This is a genomic window from Streptomyces aurantiacus JA 4570 (assembly GCF_000414115.1).
Classification (GTDB): Bacteria; Actinomycetota; Actinomycetes; order Streptomycetales; family Streptomycetaceae; genus Streptomyces; species Streptomyces aurantiacus_A.
In genome coordinates this window covers 1-12342 of the sequence record NZ_AOPZ01000210.1, presented here as the reverse complement: position 1 = coordinate 12342, position 12342 = coordinate 1, and the positions used below count along the sequence as shown (strand labels likewise).

The 12342-nt window shown below is 72.7% G+C and carries 10 protein-coding genes; 3 read left to right on the top strand and 7 right to left on the bottom strand.

The features are described 5' to 3' along the window. Position 1: 1 nt before the first annotated feature. Complete coding sequence (locus STRAU_RS20590) at positions 2-1024, bottom strand: dipeptidase (protein WP_016642304.1); 1023 nt, start codon at positions 1022-1024, stop codon at positions 2-4. A 213-nt stretch (positions 1025-1237) separates the two neighbouring features. Further along, positions 1238-2293 (bottom strand): alpha/beta fold hydrolase, encoded by a 1056-nt coding sequence (locus STRAU_RS20585; protein WP_078621374.1) that lies wholly within the window; start codon positions 2291-2293, stop codon positions 1238-1240. A gap of 92 nt (positions 2294-2385) precedes the next feature. Here STRAU_RS20585 and STRAU_RS20580 point away from each other — a divergent pair, with 92 nt between their 5' ends. After that, the gene (locus STRAU_RS20580) at positions 2386-2973 is read left to right on the top strand and encodes a helix-turn-helix domain-containing protein (protein WP_016642302.1); all 588 of its coding nucleotides are present in this window, start codon (positions 2386-2388) and stop codon (positions 2971-2973) included. Here STRAU_RS20580 and STRAU_RS20575 read toward each other — a convergent pair. Beyond that, on the bottom strand, positions 2960-4564 hold the full coding sequence (locus tag STRAU_RS20575) for a PucR family transcriptional regulator (RefSeq protein ID WP_016642301.1): 1605 nt from the start codon (positions 4562-4564) through the stop codon (positions 2960-2962). The genes STRAU_RS20580 and STRAU_RS20575 overlap by 14 nt on opposite strands. Positions 4565-4925: 361 nt before the next feature. Here STRAU_RS20575 and STRAU_RS20570 point away from each other — a divergent pair, with 361 nt between their 5' ends. Beyond that, positions 4926-6095, top strand: a complete 1170-nt coding sequence (locus STRAU_RS20570; protein WP_016642300.1) for a serine hydrolase domain-containing protein — start codon at positions 4926-4928, stop codon at positions 6093-6095. A gap of 15 nt (positions 6096-6110) precedes the next feature. Here the strand turns inward: STRAU_RS20570 and STRAU_RS20565 are convergent, their stop codons facing one another. The 3 genes from STRAU_RS20565 to STRAU_RS20555 form a co-directional block, all read right to left on the bottom strand. Further along, on the bottom strand, positions 6111-6755 hold the full coding sequence (locus STRAU_RS20565) for a M15 family metallopeptidase (RefSeq protein ID WP_016642299.1): 645 nt from the start codon (positions 6753-6755) through the stop codon (positions 6111-6113). A gap of 132 nt (positions 6756-6887) precedes the next feature. Further along, complete coding sequence (locus STRAU_RS39105; protein WP_016642298.1) at positions 6888-7625, bottom strand: CHAP domain-containing protein; 738 nt, start codon at positions 7623-7625, stop codon at positions 6888-6890. A 156-nt stretch (positions 7626-7781) separates the two neighbouring features. Continuing rightward, the gene (locus STRAU_RS20555; RefSeq protein ID WP_037660774.1) at positions 7782-10886 is read right to left on the bottom strand and encodes an AfsR/SARP family transcriptional regulator; all 3105 of its coding nucleotides are present in this window, start codon (positions 10884-10886) and stop codon (positions 7782-7784) included. A 250-nt stretch (positions 10887-11136) separates the two neighbouring features. Here STRAU_RS20555 and STRAU_RS20550 point away from each other — a divergent pair, with 250 nt between their 5' ends. Then, entirely contained in the window at positions 11137-11484 is a 348-nt protein-coding gene (locus STRAU_RS20550) for a DUF6191 domain-containing protein (protein ID WP_037660771.1), read from the top strand. An 89-nt stretch (positions 11485-11573) separates the two neighbouring features. Here STRAU_RS20550 and STRAU_RS20545 read toward each other — a convergent pair. Beyond that, positions 11574-12342 (bottom strand): DUF3500 domain-containing protein (locus tag STRAU_RS20545; RefSeq protein ID WP_037660768.1); only part of this gene is annotated, 769 nt, incomplete at its 5' end.

Here is a 12342-nt window from a genome sequence, read left to right as displayed (position 1 = left end):
GTCAGCCCATGTGTGTGCTCATGAGCCGCCGCGTGTTCCCGCCCAGGATCTTCAGGATGTCCGCCTCGGGCAGGCCCCGGCGGATCAACGCCTCGGTGACCAGGGGCATGTCGGCCGGGGCGTCCAGACCGGGGAATGCGAAGAGGGGATCCTCGTCGTCGGCGTTCTCGCAGCAGGGCGGGGTGAGGTCCGCCACGATCTCGCGCAGGAAGTCCGCCCCGAGGCCGACATGGTCGATGCCGGCCACGGAGACGACGTGTTCGATGTGGTCGACGACGAGGTCGACGCTCACCTTCGCCTCGTCGTCGGTGAGGAAGTCGGGGACGAAGTTCACGCACACCACGCCGCCGGTGGCCGCCACACCACGGATCTGGTCGTCGGTGAGGTTGCGGTGGTGGTCCCGCAGGGCACGGGCGCAGGAGTGGGTGGCGATGAGCGGGCGGGTGGCGAGCTCCAGGACATGGGCGACCCCGCTGGCCCCCAGATGGGAGATGTCGAAGAGCATGCCCAGGCGTTCCATCTCCCGCAGCGCCCGCACGCCGGGGGCGGTCAGCCGGCTGCCGGTGGCGTCCTCCCGGCTGCCGTCGGCGAGTGGCGTACGTCCCCAGTGGGCGATCGAGGCGATCCGCACGCCGAGCCGGAACAGGGTGGAGAACAGTTCGACGGAGGCGTCGACGCCCGGTGCGCTCTCCAGGGCCAGCACAAGGGCGATCTTGCCCTCGGCCAGGGCCGTGTCGATGTCCGCGCCGTTGACGCACAGAGCGACCTGTTCGGCGTTGGCCTCGGCCAGGACGTGGCCGCACTCGATCATCCGGAGGGTCTGCCGGAGCGCCCCCTCGGGGCGGTACTGGTCGTCGATGAACACCGGCAGGACCTGGATGTCGATGCCGCCCTCGCGCAGCTGCGGCAGCCACCGGTCCCGGAAGAAGCCGCCCCACTGCTCCGGGGGGCGGGCGGCAACGGCCATGAGGAGGTCGTTGTGGGCATCGGCGACGACAGCACGGTGATGCAGATCCAACGACACGACGGAGCCTTTCGCGTGGAAGGGAGCAGACGCGGCCCGGCGTTGCCTGCCCCGGGGCCGCCGGGCGGCCGCTGAACTTGACCTCAACGTACGCACGCCGAGCCGCCGGTTCTTGATCCGGCGCAACAAACCGGCAGGCCCGTGCTTGGACGTGCGGACAAGACCGGGACACGCGACTGGTACCCGCGGCATGACGTGCCGCGGGTACCGGGGTCACTTGCTCGTGAAGGCGAGGATTTCGTCGCTCACGGCCCGGGCGTTCTCCTCGGCGAGCCAGTGTCCCGACTGGGGAATCTCGACCGCGCGCCTGATGTCGGACAGCTTCGATTTCAGGGTCGGCCGAGTGGCGGCGAGTGATCCGGTCGCCGTGAGCAGAAGCGTGGGGGTGTCCACGGTTCGGGCCGCGGCGTTGTCGCGCTCGTCCTGGTCCAGGGTCCGGTACAGCTCGAACCCGGCACGCAGCACTTCCGGTCTGCGGTACGTGCGGAGGTATTCGTTGGTTTCCGCTCGGGTGAAGGGCGATGTGGTGCGTGTGCCGCCGAACGCCGATCCGCCGAAGGCGACCTGAGGGTAGAACCCCGTGAGGTATTCGCGTACGTCGCCCGGATTGTCGACGAGTCGCTCGGGGATCTTCTTCTGGCTGTTGAACGCCATGTGCCACGAGAAGGAGCGATACCGCGCGGCAGGAAGCTCACGCCCCGGGAGCGGATAGTCCATGTGCACATAGGACCTGACCCGGTCGGGGAACCGCGAGGCGTACTGGAACCCGACTCCGGCGCCGAGATCGTGCGCGACCAGGTCGAACTTGTCGAGTCCGAGCTCGTCACGCAGCAGACCGTCGACGTACCGCGCCAGGGTCTTCTTGTCGAAGCTCGGCGGACTTCCCTCGCTGTCTCCCAGGCCAGGGAGGTCCAGCGCGTAGACGGTGTGGTTCTTGGCGAGGGCCGGCATGACCTTCCGCCACTCGTACCAGCTCTGCGGCCAGCCGTGCAGCAGCACCAACGCGGGGCCGGTACCGCCGGTGACGTAGTGCATGCGCACGCCGCGGACCTTCGCGAACTTGTGCTTGAACGTCTTGTTGAACTCCGTGTCGTGCCTTGTCGCGGCGTCGTACGAAGCCGTGGTCGCCGAGGTGGCCGGGGGCGAGGTCCGGTCGTCCGGCGTGCCCCACGCGAGGGCACCGCCCGCGCCAAGGGCCACGGCCAACGCGCTCGTTCCGACGAGGCGATACCACGGCAGTCGGCGCCTGGATCTCTGTGTCTGCGTCATGGCCCGACGGTCGCACCCGCGGTTGCGGCCTTGCGCGCTTTTTTGCAGCACTGCAAAATGCTGCCGGACGGGGAGGTCGATGCGGGGTGCATATGGATGTCGGGCCGAACGCGGACGACGAGACAGTGCTCCAGAACGTCGGCCCCAGGCTGCGGGGGCTCCGTCAGGCCCGTGGCCTGACCCTGACCGAACTGGCCGAACGGACGGGTCTCGTGCCCAGCACCGTCTCCCGGATCGAGCGCGGGCAGACCCGCCCCACACTGGAGCAGCTCCTCCCCCTCGCTCGCGTCTATGCGGTCCCGCTGGACGAACTCGTCGCGGCGCCCGCCACCGGCGATCCACGGGTGCACCTGCGCCCGGTCCGCAAAGAGGGGCTGACTTTCGTGCCGCTCGGGATGCAGTCCGGCGGCCTGCAGGCGTACAAGGTCCTCTACCCCCCGGTGTCCCAACTGCCGCCCCCGCGGTTTCACACGCATCCCGGCCGGGAGTGGTTCTACGTGCTCAGCGGGACCGTGCAACTCGTTCTCGCGGGCAGGCGTACGGAATTGACGGCGGGCGAAGCGGCGGAGTTCAGTACGGATGACGCGCACTGGATCGGCAACGCCAGAGACGACATGCCCGCGGAGACCATCGCCATCTACGGCCGGCAAGGCGAACAAGTACACGTCACGGACGTCTGACGAACTCCGCTCCGGCAGCACCGCCGACCCCCGCAAGCGCCCTCAACTGCAGCCAGAGAACCAGCCGTTCGTCGGGATCCTCCAGGTCGATCCCGAGCTGACGGCCGACCTGCTTCAGGCGGTAGCGGCAGGTGTTGGGATGGACGGAGAGCAGCTTCGCCGCGCTCGCCACGTCGCAGCCCGCGTCGAACCAGGACACCAGGGTGCGGGCGTAGTCGGTGCCGTGCTCGGCGTCCGCCGCCAGCACCCGCTGCCAGCCGCCCGCCCTCAACTCCCGCCGCTCCCGCATCACTTCGGAGAGCCGCAGCAACGTCACCCGGGGCCGCACCTCGTCGACGGTGGCCACCGGCAGGGCGTCGTGCAGCAGCCGCAGGACCAGATCCGCGTCCGCACGTGACTCCGCCACCCCGCCCAGATCCGGCACCACCTCGCCGAGTGCCGCCCGTACCGGCACCCGCAGCGACCGCCCGGCGCGGCGCACGATGTCCTCCGCCAGCTGTCGGTGCCGCCGGTCGCGGGCCTGCCGTTCCTGCGGCCCGCACGCCCCGCCGTCCTCGCCGGGCGCGGGCAGCAGCGCGTACACCACCCCGTCCAGGAGCACACACGCATGGCGTCCGTAGCGCACCTCGCACTGCAGGCGTACGACGTCAAGGAGCCTGAGGGAGGTCCGCTCGGCGTCCGGCACGCTGGCCGCGGAGTCCAGCACGAAAGCGGCCACGCGCACCGCGTCGAGGCCCAGGCGGTGCGCCGCCGTCGAGGCGTCCGCCGAACCGTCGAGGAGCCGGCGCAGCAGATCGGTGTTCTGGTGGCGGGCCAGCTCCTGGGCCGCGCGGGCCCGCAGCAGGAGCAGGGCCGCCGTGGACGCGCCCTGGGCCAGGGTCTCCTCGGCGTCCGCGGCGAGCGTGCCGCCGTCGACCACCCAGATCGAGCCGAGGGTCTCGCCGCCGGCCCGCACCGCGACGGCGAGCCGCGGCAGGTCGCCCGCGGTGAGCGGGGGCAGCCGCACCGGTCGCGCCGAGGACACCACCAGCCGGACCTGTGCCGCGTTGTCGAGGCTGCCCGGGACCTGCAGGCCGAGGATGCCCTGGCGGCGGTCCTCGTCGACCGGCTGGCCGGGCACGGTGGAGTAGGCCAGGATCCGCTGGCGCGGGTCCTCCACGGACGTCGCGCCGCCGGTCGCCGCCGCGATCGCGTCGGCCAGGGCGAACAGGTCCCCCAGGCCGCCGCCGTGGGCGGACCGGGCGCCGATCGCCGAGGCCAGCATCAGGTGCACGTGGTGCCAGGCCACGTCCTCGTCGACCGCCAGCAGCGCCACCCCGCACGCCTCGGCCTCGCCGACCGGGCCGTCCGCGCCCCGCACCACGATCCCGGTCATCCCGGCCGCCGCGGCGGCCCCCACCAGCGGCCCGGCGGCGGCCGCCCGCACGCCGACGGCGAGCAGCAGGGCTCCGGGCACCTGGGGCAGCGGGGCGTGCGCGTCGTACAGCAGCACTTCGGTGACCGGGGCGGCAGGCCCGGCGCCCGCCGTGTGCAGCCGCAGGGCCGGGCTGCCGACGGCGTCCAGCAGGTCGCCGAGCGTACAGGCGGCCATAGGCGCTCCTCACCGCGTCGGCCCGGATCCAGAACCGGGGCTGCTGCCCGGACAGTCCAGGTTGCTCCCCGGCGGCGCCTGGCTGATTGGCCGATCTCCACAGGAACGTACGCCCCTGTTGTCCGTCTCCACAACCCTGGCCGCCCGTGCGATCCGAGATCCCGCCGACGACCGTGGTCACCCTCGGTGCCCCCCGCGAGATCACGCAAGGCCCTTCACGGGATCCTCCTCAACCACTCCCTCACGGTCTGCGGTCTTGGTATAGGGGCGGCCCTCCCGCAACGCGGCCTGTGGACACTCCGCGGTTGCCACCGGGCCGCTCGCGCACGGCCCGACGCAGACGACTGTGAGGAGTACGGGAATGGCGTTACGGAAGACCTCGAAGGCCGGCATGGCGGGTCTCGCGGCGGCCGCGCTGGCGGCGGCCGCCTATGCGACGCCCGCTCAGGCGGCAACGGACACACCCCCCGCGGGGACCGGTCACCGGGCCACGCAGCGCGCGATGGACGCGGCCGTGAAGGCGGGCGTCCCCGGCGTCACGGCCCAGGCGCGCGACGCCCGCGGAGTCTGGAAGGCGGCGTCGGGCGTGGGCGACCTGAGGTCGGGTGCGCCGCGCGGCAAGAACGACAAGTTCCGCGTCGGCAGCATCACCAAGACGTTCGTGGCGACCGTCCTGCTCCAGATGGAGGCGGAGGGGAAGCTCCGCCTCGGCGACACCGTGGACCGCCATCTGCCCGGCCTGGTGCGGGGCAACGGCAACGACGGCCGCAAGATCACCGTCCGGCAGCTCCTCAACCACACCAGCGGCCTGTTCGACTACCTGGCCGACAAGAAGTACGCCAGGACCTACCTGAGGGAGGGCTATCTCAAACACCGCTACGACACGCTGCCGCCCAAGAAGCACGTGAAGGTGGCGCTCTCCCACACGCGGCTGTTCGAGCCCGGCGCCAAGCACTCGTACTCCAACACCAACTACGTCCTGGCCGGGCTGATCGTCGAGAAGGCCGGAGGGCGAACGTACGAGGACGAGGTCCGGGACCGCATCATCACGCCGCTCGGTCTCAAGAACACCTCCAACCCCGGCAACAGCATCCACCTGCCGCAGCCCAGCAGCCGCGGCTACGCCAAGCTGTTCCCGTCGGCGCCCGACCGGATCGACGACATCACCGAGATGAACGGGTCACAGGGCTGGGCCGACGGCGACATCATCTCCACCGCGGGCGACCTGAACCGCTTCTACCGGGCCCTGCTGCGCGGCGAACTCCTGCAGCCGAAGCAGCTCAGGGCGATGAAGACCACCGTCGCCGTCCCCGGCCACCCGGACAGTGCCTACGGGCTCGGCCTCACGCGGACCAGGACGAGCTGCGGCACCACGCTCTGGGGTCACGGCGGCGGCATGGTCGGGTGGCTCTCCATGGCCGTGACCACCGCGGACGGCCGTCACCAACTCGCCTACAACTTCAACGGGGACTGGGAGGACAAGCCCCAGCGCAAGATCCTCGAGGCCGAGTACTGCGACACGTCGTCCTGAACGGCCGCCCGGCGCTCACACCGGCCCGTACGCGGCGGCCGGGGCCCCGGTCAGCAGTGCCCAGTAGCGGTCGCCGTAGGACCAATGCCACCACTCCGTGGGGTAGTTGACCAGCCCCACCGTGGTGAGCGCCGCGCTCAGGACGCGCCGGTTGCGGCGTGCCGCGGCCGAGATGTCCGGGGCGTCGGTGTAGCAGGCTCCGCCACTGGCCTCCGGGCTGGCGTCGACCGGCGTGCCGAGGTCGAGTTCGTGGCCGTCCGTGGTGCACAGGGTGAGGTCCACGGCGGCGCCGGCGACGTGCGGCCCGATCTCGGGCGGCGCCAGGGAACGGCTGGTCTGGGCGCGCAGATGGTCGTCCGGCCAGTCGGGGTTGGCCCGGCGCAGCTCGGCCGCGTACTCGTCGAAGTACCGGGCCTGCAGGGCAAGGGGCCGGTACCCCTCGGTGACGAGGAGTCGCAGTCCGTCGGGCAGCAGCCGTGCCGCCCTGGCGAGGCGCAGGGCCACCGTCTCGCGCACCAGGGCATAGGCCCCGTCCGGATCCGCCTGCCGCGCGTCCACGTCGAGGAGGGACAACTCCCGTAGGTCGACCAGGGGTTCACCGCACTCGACGACGGGCACGTGGGCCACTTCGGGCGCGTTCATGAGGATGATCGGGGGCATGTCACGTCCTTGGTCGTCCTGCGTGCGGGCGGGGTGAGCGGCCGGTGCGCACCCGTGCCCCGGGGAGAGGCCGATGTGGCTCTCTCCCCGGGGCACCCCCCATGCGGTGGTCCTGTCGGCCGGTGGCGGCCGTTACCGCTTGACCGGCGAGACGTAGCCGACGACGCGGCCGGGCGCGGTGTTGTGCCGGGTGCGCTTGAAGACGCCTTCCTTGCCGCCGCCGCTCGCCGTCTTGGTGGTGTTGCCCTCGATGGTCGTCAGCTTCTTCCCGCTCTTGCGGTACTTGGTGACGACACCGACGTGGTCGATGTCCCAGCCTTCGTTGCCGAGGCTCGGCTTGCGGCCGTCCCAGTCGAAGAGCACCACGTCACCGGGCTTGGGGACGTAGGAGCCGCGCTTGTGCCACTTGCCGGTGCCGTGCGACTTCGCGGCCCGGTAGAAGGAGCCCGCGAACGGGGTGAGCTTCCTGGTCTTGGCGTTCGACTTCTTCCAGACGTAGCGGGCGAAGTCGGCGCACCACTCGTTGGAGCGCCACCGCACGCCGTCGGTCGACTGGCGGCAGTTGCCGGTGCCGCTCGGCTTGTAGTAACCGCTGTAGAAGTTGCAGTTGTTGGCGGCCTCGCGGTTGTGCTTCGGGTTGTTCTTCTCGGCCGTGGCCTTCTTGACGATCTTCGTGCGCAAGGGGCTTGGCGCGGCCGACGCGGTCGTGGCCATCGACCCCGCGGTGACGGCGCCGCCGGCGAGGGTGGTGACCAGAAGCATGACGGCCCGGCGGCGGAGGACGGGCTTCTTCGTCGAGCGGGAGATCGAGCCGTCGGGTGCCGAGGCGGGCGTCGATCCGGCCGTGCTGCTGTTCGTCGTGCTGGACATCAGTGGTCCTTTCCCCGTTGATTCCCCGTTGGCGTCGGAGGCTGTTCCCCTCCGACGTCACCGAGGTTCGCCGAGGCTTCTGCAAGTTGCCTCCAAGTCCTCCGCAACACGGCGCACGGCGACTTACAGCTCACGGCTTCGCGCAGCTCAGGGCTCTTACGGCGCGCACCGCTCCTGCGCGCCGCACTCCGTGAACACGGACATCGCCTCCGTACGCAGGGACGCCGCCCCCTGCCTGTCGCCCACCGCCTCGCGTGCCGTCGCGAGATCGCGCAGCGTCCGGGCCCGGGGCAGCCGTAGCTCCAGCGCGTCCCACAGGCCCACGGCGGCGGCGAGCCGCTTCTCCGCCTCGTGGTGCCGCCCGTCGGCCAGGGCGCACTCGCCGAGCGTGCGCAGGGTCAGCGCCTCGCCGAAGCGGTCCCGGTAGGCCCGGCAGACGTCGAGCGCGCCGAGCAGCTCCGCCTCCGCCTCCCGCGTACGCCCCAGCCGCAACCGGGCCTTGGCGCGGGCCCGTTCGGCGTACGCGGCCATCAGCGGATCACCGAGACCCGCGAGGATCTCGAGCGCACGCCCGGCGAGCCGCTCGGCCTCCTCGTACGCCCCGAGCGACCGGTGCACGAGGCTCAGCGTGCGCAGCGAGAGTGCCTCGCCCCGCCGGCTGCCCAGACTCCGGTAGGCCCGCAGTGATACGTCCAGGAGTGCCGTCGCGCCGTCGTGGTCGCCGAGTTCGAGGCGTACGGAGCCGTGGAGCCGGCAGGCGAGACCGGTGCCCGCGTCATCTCCCAGGCGCCGGAAGACTTCGACGGCGTCGCCCAACGCGGCGTCGGCGGCGCTCAGTTGGCCCAGCTCCCGCAGGTTGCCGCCGAGACCCGCGAGGGCGGCGGCCCGGCCGTGCAGATCACCTATGGCGGCGCACAGGGGTTCGGCCTGCCGGAAGTAGTCCTGCGCCTCGGCGTACCGGTCCTGTTCGAACCGCAGTTGGCCCAGGCCGATGAGCAGCAGCGCCTCGCCTGCGCGGTCCTCGGCCCGCCGGGCGGCGGCGAGAGCGGCGTCATGGCTGCGCCACCAGGCGTCGAACCGGTTGCCGACGGCGAACGACGAGGAGCACAGCACCGTCGCGGCGGCGCAGGCGAGGGTGTGCAGCCCGAGGGCCGCCGCGCGCTCGACGGCCGTGGCGAGCGTGCCGGCCTCGGCCTCGAACCAGGCGAACGGCTCGGCGAGCGCCCGCCGCGTGGTCGCCGCACCGACGTCGGCGGCGGGCCCGCCGCCTCGCGTGCCGGCCTCGCCCCACTCCGCCTTGGCCCCGCCGGCGGACCGATTGACGCTCTCCGCGCCGCCGAGATAGGGCCGCAGGACGACCACGCCCGAAGGCGCCTCCTCCGCGACCCGCTCCACCAGGCGCAGCCCGGCGGCGAGCGCCCGCCCCACCGCCGCCGTGCGCACCTCGACGGAATCCTCGGCCTCGGCCCGCTCCGCGGCGTACACCCGCACCAGATCGTGGGCCCGATAGCGCGACTGACCGGCGGGATCGGTGCCCGTCCAGTCCAGCAACTGCGCGTCGACGAGCCGTTCGAGCACCTCTTCCACCTCGTCCTCGGCCCCGTCGACGAGCAGCGCCACCATCCAAGGGGCCGCGTCGCACGGGCCGAGGACGGCCAGGCGACGCAGCACCGTCCGGGCGTCGCGATCGAGCGACTCGTAGCTCAGCCCCAGGCTGGCCCGCACCTCCAGATCGCCCACGGCCAGCTCGTCGAGGCGCCGCCGCTCGTCTTCGAGGCGGTCGGCGAGCAGGCGCGGAGTCCAGTGCCGGCGGGTGGTCAGCCGGGCCCCGGCGATCCGCAGGGCCAGCGGCAGGCCGCCGCACAGGGTGACGATGCGCCGGGCGGCGGCCTCCTCAGCGGGATCGCCCGTCACGACCCGGGGGCCGGTGACCCGGGACAGCAACTCGAGGCTGCGTGCCTCGTCCAGGACGGCGAGATCGGTGCGCCGGGCCCCGTCGAGGCCGCCGAGCCGGGCCCGCGAGGTGACAAGGACGCCGCAGCCCGCGCTGCCCGGCAGCAGGGTCCGCACCTGGGCCTCGCCGATCGCGTCGTCGAGGACCAGCAGGAGGCGGCGCCCCGCGACGAGGCCGCGGAAGAGGTCGGCACGCTCGGCGGGATGCTCGGGCGGTGCCGCGCCCAGCGCCCGCAGCAGCCTCCCGAGCACGTCGCCGGGCGGCACGGGGGCGCCGGTGCCCTGGAGTTCGGCGTACAGCTGCCCGTCGGGGAAGGCGTTCATGGCCAGGTGGGCGGCCTTCACCGCGAGGGCGGACTTGCCGACGCCGGCCGGTCCTGACACCACCACGACGGAGGTCGCGTCCCGTGGCGCGGTGAGACCGTCGACGACCTCGGTGATCTCGGCCGTACGCCCGGTGAAGTCCCCGATGGCGGGAGGCAGCAGGCACACGGGCCACGGCGCGGCGGGCACCTGCGGCACCGAGACGTCGGCGGCCGTCGGGCGCCCCTCGGTACGCAGCAGCGCCGGGTCGGCCCTGAGGATCGCTCCGTGCAGCAGGCCGAGCTCCGGCCCGGGGTCGATACCGAGTTCCTCGGCGAGTACGGCACGTCCCTGCTCGAACACCGCGAGGGCGTCGGCCTGCCGCCCCACCCGGTAGAGGGCGAGCATGAGCTGTCCGCGCAGCCGCTCTCTGGTGGGGTGGGCGGCGACGAGCCCGTTGAGCTCGATGATCAGCTCGCTCTCCCGCCCGCCGGCTTCGAGTTCGGCGGCTACGCGCTCTTCGAGCACGGCCTGCCGGGCCTCCTCCAGCCGTACCGCCTCGCTCCGCAACGCCTCGCCGACCCCGCCCAGCGCGGCACCGCGCCACAGCGTGAGGGCGTCACGCAGCAACCGGGCGGCGCCGGCGTGGTCCCCCTGCGCGGCGGCCCGCCGCCCGGCCGCGGCCGTCTCCTCGAAACGGCCGAGGTCCACGGCCCCGGCGTCCGGCCGGATCACATAGCCCGGCGCCCGGGTCTCGATGGCCGCCCGCCGCGCCTCCGGCAGGGCCCGCCGCAAGGCCGAGACATAGGTCTGGATCAGCGCCCGGGCCGTCTCCGGCGGCTCCTCGCCCCAGACGACGTCCACCAGCACATCGGCGGGCACGACCTGCCCGGAGCGCAGCAGCAGCGCGGCCAGCAGGGCACGGGGCTTGGGCCCGCCCACCCGCAGGGGACGGCCTTCCCACAGCACTTCGACCGGCCCGAGTAAGCGGTACTCCAATGCCATGGTCTGTCCCCCAAGGCGTCACCGACACGGACTCGACCCTCATGGTCCTCCAACCTCCGTGGCAGGGCCATGCGTTGAGGAACCCGGGCGAGTCCCGCCGACGCGGAAGCCCGGCGGCCGGGCCGTCGGCATCAACCGGTCGACATCGACCATGGGTTGGATTCCCCATGGCGGCGCCTCCGCCGCACGGGGGAAGCGGATCATGCGCCGGCCCGATCCCCGCACGCCACGGACGCGGAACAGTGGTCCCATGGCGATTTGGCTCATGTCGTTCCCGGCGTTCGCGTGTCTGCTCGCCCTGTTCGCCCTCGTGGAGAGCGCGTGGCGATGGTTCACGGGGCTGGGCTTGATCCCGTGGCTGCGCAGGCGCACGGGGCGGTCGCTGTCGAACATCGCCTTCGACGAATTCACGGCGGTCGTGAACGGAAACAAGACGGTGGAGCTGGAGCAGCGGCGGGTGGAGCTGCTGCTGCGGGACGACGAGAGCGACGGCGCGCCGCCCCGCTCCAGCATCGACCTGACCCAGGGCACGGCATTCATCGTGCTGCCGCAGCCGTCCGCGCCGCGGCCCGGTGCGCCCGCGAGCCGGGCACCATGAGGCGGTGCCCCAACTGGTCGGCCCCACCGCCGAGTTGTGTACGTCGCCCCTGACGGCGGTGGCCGAGTTCCGGGCTGACGGCTACGCCTTCACCCGTGCTGCTCCGTGTAGTGCGCGCGCAGCAGGTCGGCGCCCCAGTCGTGGCGGACGTGCCGCCAGACCGAGTGGGCGTGGTTGCCGTCGTCCTGCGTGTTGTCGTACTCGATGAGGAAGTCGGGGGCCCGAACGCAGTAGTAGTGCCGGTCCCCGGGAGCGAGGCCGCCGGCCCAGGCGAGGGAGAGCGCGTCCAGCCCTCGTGCCACGGCATCGGCCCAGCATTCCCGCGCGTACGCCGCGGGCGCCCGGTCGAGGTAGCGGCGCACCAAGCGCTCAAGGAGCGTCTGCTGACCGGGCGTCATGTCCCCGTACGGCAGGCCGGCCGGGAGCAGGTCCGGGTCGGCGAACGGGTCGGCGCGGGTCAGGATGTCGTCCGGCGGCGCGGCGGCGAAGACCGCCTTGGCCCGCCGGCCGGCGTCCAGGTCCGTGACCAGTTCCCGGGCGAGGTCCTCCTCCGGCCCCAGCAGGCGGCGGCCTGCCTGCGGGCCGTCCGCGATGCGGGCCGGCTCGGCCCCGATGAAGTGCGGCGTCACGCGCATCCCGGCCGCCGTGATCACTACGTGTACGGCGAGGTGGTGGCCGTTCATCCGCCAGCCCCAGGGAGCGTCGCCGTCCGGGTCGCCGAGGAGCCGCACCCAGTAGCGGTCGGGGCCTGCGGCGCCGACCGTGGCGCGGCGGTGCCGCTCCACCTCGATCGCGCCGCGCGCCAGCTCCGCGCCGGGTGCGCTGTGCGCCGCGGCCAGCAGCGCGTCGACAGCCTCG

What these genes read in the sequence shown, in the direction of transcription:
- STRAU_RS20585 (WP_078621374.1), bottom strand. Translation starts at nt 2,293, where the DNA reads ATGACGCAGACACAGAGATCCAGGCGCCGACTGCCGTGGTATCGCCTC.
- STRAU_RS20580 (WP_016642302.1), top strand. Translation starts at nt 2,386, where the DNA reads ATGGATGTCGGGCCGAACGCGGACGACGAGACAGTGCTCCAGAACGTC.
- STRAU_RS20575 (WP_016642301.1), bottom strand. Translation starts at nt 4,564, where the DNA reads ATGGCCGCCTGTACGCTCGGCGACCTGCTGGACGCCGTCGGCAGCCCG.
- STRAU_RS20570 (WP_016642300.1), top strand. Translation starts at nt 4,926, where the DNA reads ATGGCGTTACGGAAGACCTCGAAGGCCGGCATGGCGGGTCTCGCGGCG.
- STRAU_RS20565 (WP_016642299.1), bottom strand. Translation starts at nt 6,755, where the DNA reads ATGCCCCCGATCATCCTCATGAACGCGCCCGAAGTGGCCCACGTGCCC.
- STRAU_RS39105 (WP_016642298.1), bottom strand. Translation starts at nt 7,625, where the DNA reads ATGTCCAGCACGACGAACAGCAGCACGGCCGGATCGACGCCCGCCTCG.
- STRAU_RS20555 (WP_037660774.1), bottom strand. Translation starts at nt 10,886, where the DNA reads ATGGCATTGGAGTACCGCTTACTCGGGCCGGTCGAAGTGCTGTGGGAA.
- STRAU_RS20550 (WP_037660771.1), top strand. Translation starts at nt 11,137, where the DNA reads ATGGCGATTTGGCTCATGTCGTTCCCGGCGTTCGCGTGTCTGCTCGCC.